This is a genomic window from Paenibacillus sp. S-38 (genome assembly GCF_049942825.1).
Lineage (GTDB): Bacteria > Bacillota > Bacilli > Paenibacillales > NBRC-103111 > Paenibacillus_G.
Genome location: NZ_CP187970.1, coordinates 1,507,341 through 1,525,847 on the forward strand (window position 1 = coordinate 1,507,341; position 18,507 = coordinate 1,525,847).

An 18,507-nucleotide genomic window follows, 5' to 3' on the forward strand; every position below is an offset into this window, starting at 1 on the left:
ACGAATTCATACATATAGAGAGGGAATGAAATAACGATGGTGAGATTCGGAATTATCGGGACGAACTGGATTACGGAGACCTTCATTCAAGCCGCGCTGCTCACGGACAAAGTGTCCTTCACGGCCGTTTATTCGAGGACGGAGGAGAAGGGGAGGGAGTTCGCGGAGAAGTACGGCATTCCTCACGTGTATACGGATCTGGAGGCCTTTGGACAGAGTACGGAGTTCGATGCCGTGTACATCGCGAGCCCGAATTCCCTGCATGCGAGATACGCGGTTCAGCTGATGAACCACGGGAAGCATGTGCTCTGCGAAAAACCGCTCGCCTCCCATACGCGCGAAGTTCAGGAAATGATCGATGCGGCCAAAGGCAATCAGGTTCTTTTGATGGAGGCGGTAAAGTCCACGCTGATGCCGAACTTCCGCGCGGTTCAGGAGCATCTGCATAAGATTGGCCCGATCCGGAGGTACACGGCGAGCTACGGGCAATATTCGTCGCGCTATGACGCGTACAAGCAGGGGAATGTGCTTAATGCGTTCAAGCCGGAATTCTCTAACGGATCGCTGATGGATCTCGGCGTGTACTGCATTTATCCGATGGTCGTCCTGTTCGGCCGGCCGGAGCGGGTGCAGGCTGAAGCGTTCATGCTGGAGTCCGGTGTGGACGGAGAAGGCAGCCTGCTGCTGAAGTACGGGGGAATGGACGGGGTCATAATGCATTCCAAAATTGCCAACTCCTACCTGCCTGCGGAGATTCAAGGGGAGCTCGGGACGATGGTCATTGACCGCATTAACGAGCCGGGCCGCGTCGAGATCCGGTACAAGGACGGCCGGGTGGAGGACCTGACGCAGCCGACGGAGCACCCTTCGATGTACTACGAAGTGATGGAATTCGCAGCTCTGCTCGAAGCGGGGAAGACGGAGTCTGCCGTCAATTCGCATGGAACCTCGCTGGCTGTAATGCAGGTCATCGAGGAGGCGCGCAGACAGATCGGCCTCGTGTTCCCCGCGGACAGCCAAGGGTGAGCGGCGGCCGACGCTAGGGAGCGGTGGGCGTGTGCAGCCGTGGCGGATTGCTGCGGCTGAGCCAGAGCACGCTGTGGAGGCTCCAAACGACCGGCCGGTGCGGACATAGCCGGTCTGGGAGGAGCCGGCCTATGTGCCGTGCCGCAAAACAAGCGTTCTTCTACTTCTCCGGCTCATGCTCAGGATAGGCGGATAGGCTTGTAACGCCTATCGAATGGCTCACTTGCAGAGTCTAGGGTATGGAGGGCGCGCAAACAGATCGGCCTCGTATTCCCGACGGAAAGCCAAGGTTGAGCAGCGGCCGATCCTAGGGAGCGGTGGGCGTGTGCAGCCGTGGCGGCTTGCGGCGGCTGAGGCAGAGCGCGTCGCGAAGGTTCCAGCGGCCGACCGGTGCGGACGTAGCCCGTCTGGGAGAAGCCGGCCTATGTGCCGGGTCGCAAAACTGCTCCGGCTCATGCTCCGATTGATCGGTGGCATATTAACGCAAAATAGGACTTGGCAGACAGCCAGGTCCTATTCGCGTTTTCATGGTCGCGGCGTAAGCGGATAGGCGTTCCTTGAGGAGATCTGCAGGAAGATCAGCTCCGGCAGGAGGCTCTTTTCAGCCGGGAGGCCCCTTCAGGGGCCGTTCTGCAAGGCCTCTTCAGAGAATAGCGGAACTCAGATTCGTTATCGTCGGTCTGGAAGGCCGCTTCAGACAAATAGTGGAACTACGATTCCCTATTGACTCTCCACCGGATGAAATCCAGCCGATGGAGAGCGAATAAGGAACATGAGTTCCGCTATTCTTTGGGAAATCACGGGAAATACCCGGATAAGGCATCTCAGTTCCGTTATCTCAAAACTGTCCTCAAAATGCGGTGCTTCAAGGGCTGGTCCCCCCGGATGAGAGTTGATTCCAGCTGCCGGGGAAGGATCGGTTATGGCACACAGACCTCATCACGCAAAATCCGGGCCCGTTCGGATACCCACTCCACCCGCAGCAAAGCCTCGTGATGCTCCCTCAAGGCCTCCTCGAGACACTATCTCCGCATGGAAGGCTTGCTTGGCGCCGCCCGCTTGACGCCGTCGGCTAGGCGCCGCCCGCCTCGTGCCGTGCGCATCGCGCCGTCCGCTCCGCTACAGCCTCGGTACCCCTCTCACCGCGCGCGAATCAGCGGTCGGTTCACCACCGCGTGCACTCCGCCATTCAACTCGCAGCGTCTTACAAATTCAGGCTGCTCATGCTCGCTTCCGGATACCGGCTGCCGGCGGCGGCACCCTTCGGGGCGGCTTCGTCGATGCGGCGGAGTTCTTCCGGCGTCAGCTCGATATCGAGCGCCCCGACATTCTCCTCAAGATAAGCGGTGCGCTTCGTGCCGGGAATCGGCACGATGTCGTCGCCCTGTGCAAGCAGCCAGGCGAGCGCGAGCTGCGAAGGCTGCACGTTCTTGGCCGCTGCGATCTCCCGGATCCGCTCGACGAGATCGAGATTCTTCTGGAAGTTCTCGCCCTGGAAGCGGGGGGAGAAACGGCGGTAGTCGTCCTCCGCCAGATCCTCGAACCGGCGGATCTGCCCCGTGAGGAAGCCGCGGCCGAGCGGACTGTACGGCACGAAGCCGATCCCAAGCTCCCGGCATACGGGGAGAATCTCATCCTCGACGTCGCGGCTCCAGAGCGAATACTCCGTCTGAAGGGCGGTGACGGGATGCACGGCATGAGCCCGGCGGATGGTCGCAGGCCCCGCTTCCGACAGGCCGATATGGCGGACCTTGCCCTCCCGCACGAGCTCGGCCATCGCGCCGACCGTCTCTTCGATCGGCGTATTCGGATCGACCCGGTGCTGGTAGTACAGGTCAATGTAGTCCACGCCGAGACGGCGCAGACTCGCTTCGCAGGCCGAACGGACATACTCCGGCCGTCCGTTCACGCCAAGGAACCGGCCGTCTTCACTGCGCACGTTGCCGTACTTCGTCGCCAGGATGACCCCGTCCCGGCGGCCTTGGACCGCACGGCCAACGAGCTCCTCATTGCGGCCTACGCCGTACATGTCGGCGGTATCCAAGAAGGTGACGCCGAGCTCCAGCGCCCGGTGAATGGTACGGATCGATTCTTGCTCATCCCGCCCGCTGTAGAAATCGGACATGCCCATACAGCCGAGTCCGAGCGTCGAGACCTCCAGCTTGCTTCTGCCGAGTGTTCGTGTCTTCATCTTCATACCGCCTCTCCAGTGATATTCATAGAGTCCCAATATGTTCCAGTCTTCTCCAGTGTAGCGCTCCGGCCGCGGGAGTTCAAGAAGACCGTTCGTGAAGCGCAGAACGCCCCAACCAAGCATCCCGCAGGCTCCCTCGGTTATGGCTTCCGAGCGGCGTTTGTGGCCCCGCTGCAGCCTCGCCTGAACGGCCGGCCCTTATCCGCCTAGGACCGGTCGGAACAGCCTGATATCAGCGCTGACATCCGCCGGATGATGCGCCTTTCCAAGCCTAGCCCGCTGTGACGACCCAGGTCAGAAGGGTCAAAGTGTACCCGTGTGATGTGCGCCATACGTGACTTATGGATCTGCGCAGCAGGCCGCGGCTTCGCTGCCGGATGATCTGCTGCCTTTCTGTCATTTGAAGCTCGAGTTCAAAGTAATGCATCCGCTCCACTTCCTTTCCGTTCCTCATTATGGGGGAGGGAAGCAGGAAATCAAATGGAAAAAACAATTATAACGGAACGCTATCGGCGCATCGATCCCTTCTCCGGTCTCAGCTTTTGCCCGGGGAACCGAGAGGAATCGGAGTCTCACCTATCGCAAATGGGCATGGGAATAGCCTGACTTCCGTAGTAAAATCCATAATAGTGTGAATTTATGGAAGCATGGTCATGGGAGATGGAGAGAGACGGATGGATGAAGACAGAGTCATTAATTTCTCGGGGCTGCGCATAAGCAGGGACACTTGGCATAACTTCCGGTGGGATATGATCGCCGGATCGGTATTCAGCTTGTTCAACGTGGTATTCAATCAATTCTATATTCCGATTGCCCTGCGCCATGGGGCCAGCGATCTGCAGGTGGGCCTGCTCGCCGCCGCACCGGCTGTGGGACTGCTCTTCTCGCCTGCCTGGGCGGGGCTGATGGAGGGGCGTTCGCCGAAGCCGTTCTTCCTGCTCCCGAACCTCATCGGGCGGCTGCTGCTGATCGTCCCGGCGCTTTACTCGACGCCGGTGATGTTCGTGATGACGGCCTTCCTGTTCCACCTGCTCATGGGCATACAGGCGCCGGCCTATGCCGCCTTGATGACCCGGCTCTATCCGGCCGATCAGCGGGGACGTCTGATGGGCAATGTACGCGTGATCATGGGCCTGCTGATGCTGCCGCTGGCCTGGGTGACCGGCCTGTGGATCGACGCCGCCGGCAGCACGGGCCCCCTGCTTGTAGCCGCTGCTACAGGAGCGCTCTCGCTGATCGCGTTCCAGAGGGTGCGCGAGGTCCCTCGCTTCTTCGCCGGCGGCAAAGGAAAAGCGCTTCGCCTGTCGCTTTTCGGCCAGCTGCGTTTGCTGCGCGGCAACCGGCCGGTGCTTGTTTTCCTTGCGGCGACGAGTCTTGCCGGCTTCGGCAACATGCTCGCGAGTCCCTTGTATGCGATCTACCAGGTGAACGAGCTTGGACTTAGCAACGCGCAGATCGGGTATCTGCGGATGTCGTACTTTGCCTGTATGCTGCTCGCCTACCTGATCGCCGGGTGGGCGATCGACCGCTTCTCGCCTCAGGCGGTGATGGCCTGCGGACTGACGGCGATGACGACGGTTCCGTTCCTGTATGGTCTTGTCGGCAGCTTCCCTGCGGTCATGGTGGCGAGCGGCATCCAAGGGATCAGCGATGCCGTCTGGGATATCGGCTGCATGGCCTTCGTGTTCCGTTTCGCGAGAGGGAGGGAGGCCGTCGTCTTTGGACTGCACCTGATGCTGTTCGGCATCCGCGGGACCGCGGGTCCGCTCATCGGCACTTCGCTGAACGGGGCACTGCCGTTCGGGGGAATGATGCTGTTCGTCGGAGCGCTGGGGCTTGCCGGACTGCTGCTGTTCCTCGGGGCGAGGATCCGGAGCGAAGATGCGGTGGGGGCCGGAGAATAAAGAAGAAAGGCCGGAATTCATGGCCGGAATCCCAATCAGAAAGTCCGGGAGAAGCATCTCCCGGACTTTCTGCATTGACAGGTAACCTTTTCCATAATAAGACCGTCCATTAGTAAGAAGGCCGAAGAGTTCACTGAGCAGTGCTGAAGGAGGGAAGCCATGGATTGGAAGAAGCATCATGAGAAGAATGCGCGGATAGGAAGGCAGCTAGGGCTGATCCTCTTCGCTGCCGCGGCGGTGTATGGCTTGCTGGAGTGGAAGAACGGCTGGTCATCCCAGCAGGTATGGGCGATTAACGTGTGCGGCATGGTTCTATTGGCTCTGTTTATGATAGGATTCGCAGCAGCCCAGAAGCGGAAGGCGGATTATTTTCCTGAGGAGCGCAGGGAGAGCCATAGTGAGCTGGGGGAAGGCGGGGATCCTTTTCTTCACCGGGACCGGGAAATGATGCTGATGCAGCAAGGGGGGATGCGGGCGCTGATCCGCTACTTCTCGGTGGATGGGGAGCTGCTGCTGGAGTTTCGGGAGACGAGCCGGAGATGGATTTTTGCGGCCGATTGGATCTTGGACAGCCTCAGGCCGTTTCTGCCGAAGAGCTTCGTCGTGACGGACCGCAGCGGTGTAACCCGGCTCTATCTCACGCAGCGGGGAGGAATCAACTCGCCCATCGACATCCGGTTGCCGGACGGAGCCTTGATCGCCAGCTGCAAGCAGGGGTGGGTGAAGGCGAGGATGGAGCTCCGGGACCGGAACGGCCTGACGACCGGCGGGGTGGAAAGCGACGACCTGCTCGGCACGTCCTTCCGGATCCTGGACGCGTCGGGCCGGGAGCTCATCCGCTTCTACAACGGCGGGCTGCCTTCGCGTAACGGGGATGCCTTCTCCGGCGGTGCCGATCTCATCAAAATTAGCCCCGAGCTTGCCGGGGAACCGGGTGCGTATCTGCAGTTCATCGCGGTGCCCGCGCTGATCAAGGTCGTATTTTCCCGCTGAGCAGATGCAGAAGCATTTTTCGTGCTTTCCATTTGGTGTATATGGAGTATGCCTTGGGGGGTGTACTTCAAGCGGATCATTGCGCTGGCAGGCGGACAGGCGACACGGTATACCTCGACGGACAAATTCTCGATGAGCCGTATCTAGCGGACGGGCTCAAGCGGGCTGCAGAGCAGGGAAGACCGAATAATGTCCGTCATTTTCCCGAAACGGTGGTGCCGAAAGGGACGGTGTTCGGCATCGGGGGATAACCGCAGCCATAGTCTGGACAGCCGGGATCAAGCGGTTGGTTTTGTCCTGTACACGTCGATCCTGGGGAAAGCCATTACGGTGCAGCATGCGGATCAGCAATAAGAGAGATCCCCCTGCGGGATCTCCCGGTTCGGCCTGGCCAAGAGGTGGCCGGGCCTTATTTGCGTTAGCTGCGGGCGGAGCGCACATCCCCTGCTCGAAGCGTTCAAACCGCCTGACCGAGTGGATGCACCACGTCCGTATCCGTGCCGCCAAGCACATCGATGACGCGGGGAATGTCGCTGCTCTCCCGGGACCGGATCACCCCAAGCCCGAGGTTCAGCCAGAATCCGGGATCAGTCACTTTGCCGCCTAGGTACGTAACGTCGTTATCGAGCTGCAGAAGGTACGAAGTATCGGCTGCTTCGTCGCCGAGTGCCAGCCGCTCGGCCACCTGCCAGGCACAGTCCCGGGCCTTCAGCATGCTGAAGTTGATCACGGCGAATTCGGCTTTTGTGTCGATCTTGTCGAGCAGCCGGATCCACGGGGACAGCTCCTGAATCTCGTCGACTACCTGGCCGATAAGCCCGGCTAGAATGGAGTTGATCTTGTTGAAGTCGGCATACAGGCTGCCGAGCTCCGCTCCCGGGGAAGTTTGTGCTGCCGCAATGCCCAGATCGTAGTTGATGTGGGCGTTCATTCCGAGCAGCAGGTGCTGCAGGATCAGGAGCCGCGGATTCTGCGCGGCCTTGAACGAGAGGGCCCAGCAGTCCGTAGGGCGTCCTCCGTGCAGGTGGGCGTTCAGCGCTTCCAGGTAGCGATTGGCAAAAATCACATCGAGCCGCTCCATCCGCGGACCGTCCTCGAAGAAGCATTGGGCGATGCCTTCCTTCACCTTCCTTGTCACCATCCGGTACAAGGCTGCGAAATAGCCGAGCCGGGAGGAGGACGACCTTGCATCTTCCACAACCCGGTCAAGCTGCAGCAGCACCTCATCAATCGTCCGCGCACCGCCGTATGCTCCGTTCATGTTCATTCCCCGCATTTCCTCGTTGTTGTGTTCGCCGGAGGGTTCCGGTTAGGCTGCTTTCCTTGAACTATAAGAATTTATATCTCGCCAGGACTCGATCCCGTCATCTTCTATTTCTTATAAACGCACATCGTCCGTAGAGGACGGCGAAGCCGTTTATCTTGTTTCCAGAAGATTTCATGCTCTCATCTTAGCACGCTCTTCAGGCGGCAGGTAGGACTTTTCACACAAGGGGCTAATCCTCCCGCCTGTTTTTCTACACCGGTGTGTGGGGGTACTTTGCGAAGGCATGGGAGCAGGTGAATAGGAGGCGTTTATTTGCGTGCTCTGGCTTTTCCGCAGCGCAAGCATGTGCGGTCTCACGGAGAGAAACGGGGCTTCACCCTAAAAACGGAGAACTTCACCTGAAAAATGAGACCTAATCCGGGAAGAGGCGCTGCTTTACAATGAGAGAGAGTAAAAATGAAATCGATTCCATGAAGAATCGGATGGGGGAAGACAACGTTGAAGCTGAAACGAACACTATCTGCGGTGACGGCTGCAGTGCTGCTGGGCTCGACCTTTGCGTCACCGTATATGGCACCTGTCTCGGCGGCTGGATCGCCGGCGGAGCTCGCACCTTACTGGAACCCGAAGCTGCCGGTGGAGGAGCGGGTGCAGGATCTGCTCGGGCGCATGACGCTGGATGAGAAGGTGGGGCAGATGGTCCAGGGGGAGCGGGCTTATGCGACACCGGAGGATGTGAAGACGTACCATCTGGGCTCTATGCTGAGCGGAGGAGGCTCCTTCCCCGGCGGTAAGCAGGCGAACAGTACGCGGGAGAAATGGGCGGAGCTCTATGACAGCTACCAGGACGGCGCATTGTCGACCCGCCTGGGCATCCCGCTGCTCTACGGCGTAGATGCGGTGCACGGGCACAGCAATGTCATCGGGGCCACGCTCATTCCGCATAACATCGGGCTCGGCGCTGCCCGCAATCCCGAGCTGATGAAGAGGCTTGGCGCCCTGACGGCGAAGGAGATGAGGGCGACCGGAGTCAATTACGCGTTCGGGCCGACGATCGCCGATGTGCAGAACCCGCGCTGGGGACGCACCTACGAAGGCTTCGGAGACGATTCGGTCACTGCGGGGCAGCTTGGTGCAGCTTACATCCAGGGGCTGCAGGGAGCGGGCGGCTCGGAGCTCAGCCGGCCGGACAAGGTGGTGGCGACGGCAAAGCATTTTATGGGCGAGGGCTATACCGACAACGGCACGAATCAGGGGGACGTGTCCACGAAGACGTACACCGAGGAAGAGATCCGGGAGCTGCTGGAGCGGGAGCTGGCGATGTACAAGCAGGCGGTCGATGCCGGTGTGAAGTCCGTCATGGCGTCCTACAACAGCATCCAGGGGCTGAAAATGCACGCAAGCAAGCCGCTGCTTACGGACAAGCTGAAGGGCGAGCTGGGCTTCCGGGGCTTCGTCATCACGGACTGGAACGGCGTGGACCAGATTACGAAGGATTGGGAAGGCCGGCCGGTGAGCGGACTGAAGGAGCAGGTCCGCGCGGCGGTCAATGCCGGCGTAGATATGTTCATGGAGGCGGAGAAGTGGCGGGATATCGTCCGCTATCTCAAGGAAAATGTGGACGAGGGCGGCATCAAGAACGAGCGCGTGGACGACGCGGTGGCACGCATCCTGCGCGTGAAGTTCGAATCCGGCGTCTTCGAGCAGCCCAAGACGAACGGAGACCTGGCGGCTTCTTTCGGCTCCGCAGAACACCGGGAGACGGCAAGACAGGCGGTGCGTGAATCGCTGGTGCTGCTCAAGAACGACAAGGTGAACGGGCAGCCGCTGCTGTCGAAGCTCCCCTCGATGAAGAAGATCTTCGTCGCGGGCAAGAATGCCGATGACATCGGGAACCAGGCGGGCGGGTGGTCGATCACCTGGCAGGGCCAGAGCGGCCCGACGACACCGGGAACCACGATCCTGCAGGGCATCCGGGAGGCGGCCGGGGACAAGCGGACCGTGACCTACAACAAGCACGGCCGCGGTGCGGCCGGGTATGATGTGGCGATTGCGGTGCTCGGCGAGAAGCCGTATGCGGAGACGAACGGCGATACGGCGAACCTGAACCTCGATACGGAAGACCTCGCAACGCTGGAGAACATCCGCAGCGCGGACCCCGGGATTCCGATCCTGGTCGTGCTGGTCTCGGGGCGTCCGATGACGGTGACCGAACAGCTGAAGGATTGGGCGGGGCTGATCGCCGCCTGGCTTCCGGGGACGGAAGGCGCCGGGATTGCGGATGTGCTCTTCGGCGAGAACGACTTTACAGGCAGACTGCCGATGCGCTGGCCGTTCTATGTGGAGGCGTATCCGATCAAGACGGCGGACTCGCCGTATGTACTGTTCCCAACGGGCTACGGGCTCACGAAGGGGCAGGAGACCCCTGAGCTTCCGCCTGTGCCGGAGAAGCCGGGGCAGCCTGCCGATCCGGCCCACGCCGTTCCGGGCCGGGTGGAAGCGGAGGATTTTGCCGCACAAAGCGGTCTTCAGCTTGAGAAAGCGTCCGAGGGCACGCAGAATCTCGGCTTTGCGGACGCGGGCGATTGGAGCGACTATACCGTGAATGTGTCGCAGGCGGGCACCTACGAGGTGGATTTCCGCTATGCCGGGGAGATGGGCAGTCCGACGAGCATCCGGATCAAGGATGAGGCGGGCCGCACGGCGGGTACTTTCACGGGAGGGACAACCGGAGGCTGGCAGAGCTGGCAGACGGGGACGGCCGCGAAGGTCGTATTGAAGCAAGCGGGGGTTCAGAAGCTGCGCCTGGAATTCGGCGGCTCGATTAACCTGAACTGGCTGGAATTCCGCCGTACGGGTGAGGTGCCCGCCGACAACGGCGGAGGCGGTGATACGGGAAGCGGAGCCGTCGTGAAGGCCGGTGCGGTGGAGTCGTGGATCACCAATGAGCGCGACCCGGGCGATATCCGGTGGTACTACGCGCCAAGATACCGGGAGGGCGACAAGAAGCTGGAGGCGCAGCCGAATCTGGATCTCGTCATGCAGTTGCCGGGCGGCGCTTCGGGCACGGAGATAAAGATCGATCCGGAGAAGACCTACCAGTCCATGCTTGGCATCGGGTCTTCGATGGAGGAGTCCACGGTGCATAATCTGTGGAAGATGTCCCCGTCGAAGCGCACGGAGGTGCTGAGGAAGCTGGCGGACCCCCAGGAGGGGGCAGGAATGAGCCTCATCCGGCTGACGATCGGCACGGCCGATTTTACCGCGCAGACCTTCTACAGCTACGATGACATGCCGGCGGGCGGGACGGACCCCGATCTGAAGCACTTTTCGATCCAGAAAGACCGCGACTTTCATATCATCGACACGGTGAAGGAGATTCAGCGCATCAACCCGGACGTGAAGTTCTTCGCTTCCCCTTGGAGCCCTCCGGGCTGGATGAAGACGACGGACTCGCTGATGAAGGGCCAGGTCAAAGACGAGTATCTGCCGGTGCTCGCGAAGTATTATCTGAAATACCTGCAGGCTTACCGGGCCGAGGGGATCGAGATCGAAGCGATGACGATGCAGAACGAGCCGCTGCTCGAGATCGAATACCCGAGCGCGAAGATGCCTTGGGAGCAGCAGGCGAAGCTCGCTAAGCTGCTGCGCGCGGTGCTCGATGCCAACGGGTTCGCCCACGTGAAGCTGTGGATCTTCGACCATAATCCGGGCGACACGATGGCCTATCCTGCCCCGCTGCTGCGCGACCCGGCGAACCGCGAAGCCGTGGACGGCACCGCCTTCCATGACTACGGCGGCGACTTGGGTGAAATGACGAAGCTGCACGACCTGTATCCGGATGAGCATGTCTACCTCTCCGAACGTGCCGTCTGGGGCACGAAGGGGGCGGACCGGATGGCGCAGTATTTCCGCAACTGGGCGCGCAGCTACAACTCCTGGGTCGTGATGCTCGACAGCGACATCCGCACCCACCAATGGGTCGGCACGCCGGATCCGACGCCACTTGTGCAGGATTCCGCGGACCGGGACAACTACTGGCTTGCGCCGGAATATTACCTGCTCGGGCAGTATACGAAGTTCGTGGAGCCGGGCTATGTACGGATCGACAGCAATTACGGCTCGGCCGATACGGTGACGAACGTGGCTTTCCGCAGCCCGGACGGGAAGAAAATCGTAACGGTCGTGATCAACCAGACGAATGAGGATCAGCCGGTGAAGCTGCTCAGCGACGGGACGCAGATTACGGCGACCGTACCGGCCAAGTCGGTAGCTACCTACCGGTGGGACCGCGTAGCGGCCAAACAGACGGTACCGGGTGCCATCCGCGCAGCGGACTTTGACGAAGCCTCAGGCAGCTATACAGCTGACGCGGAGACCGGTACGATCGGTGGATTGAATGAAGGCTCCGGGGCGCCGGCATCGTTCGATTACCTGGTAAACGCGGCCGAGAGCGGCACGTATACGGTGGATGTTGGCTATACGGGAGCTCCGCAGGACGCGTCTCTGCAGTTGAAGAAGGACGGAGAGGATGGCGCCGCGGTCCCTCTGTCACAGGCGGTGCCGGGCGGTGGAACGGCCGGTTATGCCAGAGCGGTAGTGACGCTCGAGGCAGGTATCCACAAGCTGACCTTGACGGCGAACGGACGCGGGTACGCGCTTACGGATCTTGTGCTGGCGAAGGCGGAGGAAGGGCCGCACAGCGTGCCGGGTCTCATCGAAGCGGAATCTGCGCAGCAGCTGCCGGGCGCGCTGCTCGACCGCAGCACGGACGGAGCTGCCGTAAGCTTCGAGCCGGAAGGGGCGGGCGCCGAGTATCCGTTCCATGCGGAGGAAGGCGGGGAATACCGGATGACGTACCGGTACGCTTCGGAAGGCGGCCGGGCAAGCGTGGAACTCTCCACGGGAGGAACGGTGGCCGGTTCGACGTACCTGCAGGACACGGGCGGCCGCGACCAGTGGGCCTACGCGTCAGATACGATAACCCTGCCGGCAGGCGACCACGTACTGAAGCTCACCGTGAAGGACAGCCGGGTCCGTCTGGACTGGCTCGCCGTGGGGCCGACACTGGCAGCGTCAGCAGGAGTCCCGATACCGGAAGGGCAGGAAAACGGCACGGCGGTCACCTTGGAGCTGCTCAACGACACCTTCAAGGAGGTGCTGCATGCAGAGCGCTGGAGCCTGGAGGGCGCGGAGGGCGTGTCCGTCGGCAGCGTAACCCGATTGGACGACCGGCATGCTCAGGTGGTGCTGAGCGGTACCCGCACCGCGGATTACGATAAGGACATCCGGGGGGCTGTTACGGCAGCGGTCTACGAGACCGTCAGCGGCAGCGTCTACGCTTCCGGTGTGCTGCGGAGCCGGGTTGCTTTTTCGGCTGTCGATGATGCCGAAGAGCTGGAGATCGGCGGCGGACCACTGCCTTACGGGGTGGACAGCCGCGTACTGGGGCTTGCGCTCGAAGGCGGCGCCTTCCGTGCCGAGGCTCTGGATGGCATCACGCTGGCCGGTACGGCGGTAACGCAGGGCGGGGTCAGCCTGAAATCCGTCCGGGCGGTGGATGCTTCGCACCTGGAGCTCACGCTCGGCTGGAACGGAACCGCTTATTACGGGGACCTGCAGCTCGAGGTCAAGGTGCCTAAGGAAGCTTATGCCGACGGAGTGGAGGCTCTCACCGCTTCGGTCGTGTTGAGCGGTACGGTGAACCGCCAGGAGGCGGTGCCGGTGCCGGGCCGCGTGCCAGCCGACGCGTTCTATAAGGTACAGGGCGCCGTAACGGACGAAGGTCCTGAGGGCACCCGCAAGCTGACGGGCTTCGATGCCGGCGACTATGTGGAATATAAGATTGATGCGGCGCAGGCCGGCACGTATCTGGCCGCACTTCGGATTACGTTTGAATCCGGCGCGTCCAAAGGGATTGTGCTGAAGAACGGCGCGGGGGAGACCCTGGCCGAATACACGGTGCCGCAGCTCTATAACAAGAACTGGGTGACCGTAGGAAGCCAGGTTACACTTCCTGCAGGGGAGCAGATCCTGCGGGTGTACGCCCAGGCAGGAGGCTTCGAGCTCGGCAGCTTGACCCTGGAGCCGGCTGCCCCGCAGGTCATGAGTGAGGACGGTCATCTGCGTGTCGAGGCCGAAAGCTACTCGAATGCGACCGTCGGCGTCATTCAGGACAATGCCGCAAGCGGCACCAGCCCGGCGTTCCGCAATATCGGCTACATGAGCGCCGGCAATACGCTCGATTATCTAGTCGACGTGCTGGAGGACGGCTACTACCGGGTGACTTACCGGTATGCGACGGCGCAGGGCGGGGTATCCGCAGCCTTCACGGCAGGCGGCCAAGTACTGGGTACCGCCGCACTGCCGGGTACGGGCGGCTGGGGGACGTATAAGGAAGCGTCCCATGTCGTAAGCCTCCGACAAGGCGTGCAGACGATCTCCCTGCTGGACCAGGGCGACGGATTCAATCTGGACTGGTTCGAGCTGCAGCCGGCGGATGCTCCCGAACAGACCGTGACGGAGCAGGCAGCCGTACCCGCAGCATCTCTACGGGCCGGCACGTACTACGGCAGCCGGCAGATCACGCTGAGCACGTCGACGGAAGGGGCGTCGGTGTTCTATACGCTGGACGGAACGCTGCCTACTTCGGCTAGTACGCCGTATACAGGGCCGATCAAGGTAACGGAGCTGACGGTGATCCGGGCGATTGCGGTCAAGACGGGGCTGAAAGACAGCTTCGTGGCACCATACACGTATGTTGTGGAAGTGGGCGAGCAGCCACTGGAGCCGGCGGCGGCACCTGTAGCTTCGCCGGGTCCGGGCAGCTACACGGCACCGCAGCAGGTGGTCCTCGCTTCGGAGACGGAAGGAGCGGCGATTTATTACACGCTGGATGGCAGCACCCCTACCGCAGCTGCGGGTACGGAGTATAAGCATGCGATCACCGTGCCGGTCGGCACAACGACGATCAAGGCGATTGCGGTGAAGGAAGGCATGGCCGACAGTGCGGCCGCTGCATTCACCTATGTGATCACGGCACCGGGCAGCGGCGGCGGGAACGACGGCGGTGGTGGCGACAACAACGGCGGTGGAAACGCTGGCGGTGACAGCAGCAATGGCGGCAGCAGTGATGGCGGTAACAGCGGCGGCACACCAAGCGACGGTGCCGGCGGTACTCCCGCTCCGTCTGCCGGCAGCGGGTCGGTCTTGACGACGCCGCAGCCTTCGCTTGACGAGTCGACCGGGGTCGCCGCGGTGACCGTACCGGCCGCAGAACTGTCCAACGCGCTTGCAGGCCGCACGTCCGTCAAGATCGAAGTGCCGCAGGCTGCCGGCGCCAAGGCTTACGGCATCACCCTCCCGGCCTCGGTCCTCACAGCCGGGTCCGGCAAGCATACGCTGAACATCGCTACGGGAGCGGGTTCTCTGATTCTTCCGAGCGGCATGCTGACTTCCGCAGGCGGCGCGGAACAGATCGAGCTGCGGATCGGCAGCGCAGATCCGTCCTCGCTAAGTACAGCGCTTCGCCAGCAGCTGGGGGACGGACCGGTGATCGAACTGAGCCTGCTCGCAGACGGCAGGCCGTTCGAGTGGAGCAATCCGGACGCCAAGGTGTCCGTCTCCATTCCTTATCAGCCCGATGCGCAGGAGCTGGCTCATCCCGAACGGATTACGGTCCGGTATGTGAATCAGGACGGTGAAGTGTCGGCGGTCCCAAGCGGCCGCTATGACGAGGAAAGCGGGCTGGTGACCTTCACGACAACACATTTCAGCACGTTTGCGGTCACCTACGTCACGAAGACTTTCGGCGATCTTGCGTCCTATGAATGGGCACGCAAAGCTGTCGAGACGATGGCCGCCAAGGGTGTGATCGAAGGCACGGCCGATAAGATGTTCTCCCCGTCGGCACCGGTAACCCGGGCGGACTTCCTCCTCCTGCTCGTGAAGGGGCTGGATCTAAGCGCAAGCTTCAGCGGTAATTTCGAAGATGTCGATTCTTCCGATTATTATTACGGGGCGGTCGGTATCGCGAAGAGGCTGGGGATCACCGAAGGCAGGGAGGGCGGCTTCTTTGACCCGGCGTCTCCGGTCTCCAGGCAGGAGATGATGACGCTGGCTGCTCGGGCGCTGAAGCTCGCCGGCAAGGAACTGCCGGCTGCGGACGTCTCCATACTCGGCGGCTTCGCGGACCGAGCGGATGTATCTGCATACGCGGAAGGAAGCGCGGCGGCCCTTGTGAAGAGCGGCCTCATCACAGGCGACGGCTCCCGGCTGAATCCGCTGGGAACGGCGACCCGTGCCGAGACGGCAGTGCTGATCGACAGGCTGTATCATCGATAACAGGGAAGGGAGTCTGGGCGGTTTTTCCGCCGGGCTCCTTTTCTTTTTCGGGCCGCCTCTGTTCCTTGCCATCCATCCTGCTCACCTGAAAATTAGTGCATCCACCTGAAAAATGAATCCTTTTTCCCTCCCCCGGTCCCTTATAAAATGAGGATCAGGAGGTGATCCAGCCTTTTAGTGAATTTATTGAAATCGATTTCATTATAAGCCAATAAGAAAGGTGTGATTGGATTGATGAGAAGATGGGGATTCCATCCGGAAACGAAACTTGAAACGAAACTGGCGGGGGCCAAACTGGTTCTATGCTCCGTCTTGATGACGGTTTCCGCCATTTCGGCGGCTGCACCGGCCCGGGCGGCGGGCGAGCCGGTGGAGGTTTGGCTGTCCAAGCCGGATTGGAGTGCAGCGCTTGCGAGGCAGGGGAACGCCGTATTCGGAGCGGATACGGGAAGTGCCGGGTATACCATTGATGTGAACGAGGATCTGAAATACCAGCAGATGGACGGCTTCGGAGCCTCGCTGACCGATTCCTCCGCCTGGCTGCTGCAGAACAAGCTGACCGCGGCCAAGCGAGAGGAAGTGATGGAGAAGCTCTTCGGCTCCACGGGAATCGGACTCAGCCTGCTCCGGCAGACGGTCGGGGCTTCGGATTTTAACTGGGAGGCTTACAGCTACGCGGATACCGCTTGGGACTGGAGCCTGAACAGCTTCTCCATCTCCAGGGACCTGCCTTACATCCTACCGATGGTGAAGCAGGCACTGGCGAAGAACCCGTCGATCAAGGTCATTGCCTCTCCCTGGAGCGCACCGGCCTGGATGAAATCGTCCGGCTCGATGAACGGGGGCTATCTGAATCCGGAGGCCTACAGCACCTATGCCAATTACTTGACGAAGTTCGTTCAAGCCTATCAGGGGCAGGGCATCCCGATCTATGCCCTGACGCCGCAGAACGAGCCGCTCTACACCACCACCGCCTATCCTACGATGAGCATGTCGACGGCCGACCAGATCGGTTTTATCCGCGATTATCTAGGGCCGGCACTACGGGGGGCGGGACTGAACACGAAGATCATCGCCTACGACCATAACTTCGATAACTGGTCCTACCCGGACACGGTCCTGAAGGATGCCGGGGCGGCGGGCTACATCGCGGGCAGCGGCTTCCACCACTACGGCGGAGACCCTTCGGCGATGACGATCCTGCACAATCTGCATCCGGCCAAGGATATCTGGTTCACCGAGGGCGGCTTCGGCTCCTGGAACGATACGTTTGGCAACATCATGCACGAGCTCATCACGATTCCGCGCAACTGGTCGAAGTCATTCATCGCCTGGAATATCGCTCTCGACCAGAATAACGGACCTTCGCTGCTCGCGAGTTCGATCAACTACGGCATGCTTAAGATCCGCTCCGACGCCATGGATCAGGTATCGTACAATCAGCATTACTACCTCATGGGGCATTTCAGCAAGTTCGTCGTGCCGGGCGCTTATCGGATCGATACGCCTTCCTACGACGGCACTCTCGAGAACGTCGCCTTCAAGAATCCGGACGGCTCCAAGGTCGTCGTGGCCTATAACCGGACCTCCACCAGTCAGAATGTCAAAATCAAGTGGGGCAAGCAGGCGTTCATCGCTTCCCTTCCCGCCGGGGCCGTCGTGACCTACAAGTGGAGCGGGAATCCGACCCGGGACCTCGTTGCGATCAAAGCTTCGTCCAACGGGCTCTACGTGGCGGCGGAGAACGGCGGAGCGGACCCGCTGATCGCCCGCAGTTCTACAGTCAGCGGCTGGGAAACGTTCGAGAAAGTGGATCTCGGCGGCGGGAATATCGCTCTGAAGTCTCTCGCGAACGGCAGGTACGTCACTGCGGAGAACGCGGGGGGGAGCGCACTGATTGCCCGGAGCACATCCATCGGCGGTTGGGAGACGTTCCAGTCGGCCGGCGTGAGCGGAGGCATCTCACTGAAAGCGGCGGCTAACGGCAGATTCGTCTGCGCGGACAACGCCGGCGCCTCGCCGCTGATCGCGAATAAGACCTCGGTCGGTACTTGGGAGACGTTCCAGCTGATCGCAAGGTAACCCGTTCGGCCGGACACGCTTGGCTGTTACGCTTGGCAATAGTTCGGGCACGGTCTGTATTCGAACGGCAGCTCCGTTTTCGCACAGGGAGCGCGGCTGATTTTACCTAAAGCCCCGGGTTTACTGCGCCTCTCTCTTGTCGATACTGGTACAACGTAGAAGTCCGGATTGGAAGATTCCGAGAATCCGGAGACCAGACCGACGACGGGAGGACTGACCGTGAGCACATGGTATGGCCAGCAGCTGCGCGAATTAAGAGAGCTGAAGGGCATGGAAGTCACCGAATTTGCCAAAGAACTCGGCGTCTCGCCAGGGTATCTGCGCAACCTGGAAACCGGGCGGACCCAGACGATCCAGCTGGAGATCCTCTCGAGGCTCGAGAAGGAACTGTACTGGTCCGTGGATGAAGAGCTGACGAAGGAGGAAGAGACGGAAGCGGCCCCGGAACCGGAGGCCTCTGCATCCCCGCGCCTAGAACGCGTGCTGCTTGAGCTGCGGGAGCTGACGGCTGCAGACCCGCAGGCCGGCGACTATCTCCTTGGCATGCTGGAGCAGGGGCTCCGACTGGTTCAAGGCCGCCAGCCGGGCTTGCGGCTGGCCGTGGCGCCGGAATGATCCTGCATTTCGCCAACCTCATTCGTCACGTTCATTGTATGGTTATTCACAAGCCAAGCAGTCAGACACCACTCCAAAAAGGC

General features: G+C 61.1%; 9 protein-coding genes. 7 read left to right on the forward strand and 2 right to left on the reverse strand.

The genetic code is table 11. The features are described 5' to 3' along the window. Positions 1-36: 36 nt before the first annotated feature. A complete protein-coding gene (locus ACP26L_RS07120) occupies positions 37-1,026 on the forward strand; it encodes a Gfo/Idh/MocA family protein (RefSeq protein ID WP_426451865.1) in 990 nt (329 codons plus the stop codon). A gap of 1,204 nt (positions 1,027-2,230) precedes the next feature. Here ACP26L_RS07120 and ACP26L_RS07125 read toward each other — a convergent pair. After that, entirely contained in the window at positions 2,231-3,217 is a 987-nt protein-coding gene (locus ACP26L_RS07125) for an aldo/keto reductase (protein ID WP_426451866.1), read from the reverse strand. A 677-nt stretch (positions 3,218-3,894) separates the two neighbouring features. Between ACP26L_RS07125 and ACP26L_RS07130 the strand changes: the two genes are divergently transcribed. The 3 genes from ACP26L_RS07130 (at position 3,895) to ACP26L_RS07140 (ending at position 6,368) form a co-directional block, all read left to right on the forward strand. After that, the gene (locus ACP26L_RS07130) at positions 3,895-5,124 is read left to right on the forward strand and encodes an MFS transporter (protein WP_426451867.1); all 1,230 of its coding nucleotides are present in this window, start codon (positions 3,895-3,897) and stop codon (positions 5,122-5,124) included. Between the two features lie 159 nt (positions 5,125-5,283). Continuing rightward, positions 5,284-6,117 (forward strand): hypothetical protein, encoded by an 834-nt coding sequence (locus ACP26L_RS07135; RefSeq protein WP_426451868.1) that lies wholly within the window; start codon positions 5,284-5,286, stop codon positions 6,115-6,117. 41 nt (positions 6,118-6,158) lie between these two features. Next, positions 6,159-6,368, forward strand: a complete 210-nt coding sequence (locus ACP26L_RS07140; RefSeq protein WP_426451869.1) for a hypothetical protein — start codon at positions 6,159-6,161, stop codon at positions 6,366-6,368. A gap of 206 nt (positions 6,369-6,574) precedes the next feature. Here ACP26L_RS07140 and ACP26L_RS07145 read toward each other — a convergent pair whose 3' ends face one another. After that, positions 6,575-7,384: a DUF5995 family protein gene (locus tag ACP26L_RS07145; protein WP_426451870.1), complete on the reverse strand. Its 810-nt coding sequence runs from the start codon at positions 7,382-7,384 to the stop codon at positions 6,575-6,577. Positions 7,385-7,882: 498 nt separating this feature from the next. Between ACP26L_RS07145 and ACP26L_RS07150 the strand changes: the two genes are divergently transcribed. From ACP26L_RS07150 to ACP26L_RS07160, 3 genes are all read left to right on the forward strand, one after another. After that, positions 7,883-15,727: a glycoside hydrolase family 3 N-terminal domain-containing protein gene (locus ACP26L_RS07150; RefSeq protein ID WP_426451871.1), complete on the forward strand. Its 7,845-nt coding sequence runs from the start codon at positions 7,883-7,885 to the stop codon at positions 15,725-15,727. A 315-nt stretch (positions 15,728-16,042) separates the two neighbouring features. Next, positions 16,043-17,809 (forward strand): glycoside hydrolase family 30 beta sandwich domain-containing protein, encoded by a 1,767-nt coding sequence (locus ACP26L_RS07155; protein WP_426451872.1) that lies wholly within the window; start codon positions 16,043-16,045, stop codon positions 17,807-17,809. A gap of 219 nt (positions 17,810-18,028) precedes the next feature. Next, a complete protein-coding gene (locus ACP26L_RS07160; protein ID WP_426451873.1) occupies positions 18,029-18,424 on the forward strand; it encodes a helix-turn-helix domain-containing protein in 396 nt (131 codons plus the stop codon). The last annotated feature ends 83 nt before the right edge of the window (positions 18,425-18,507 follow it).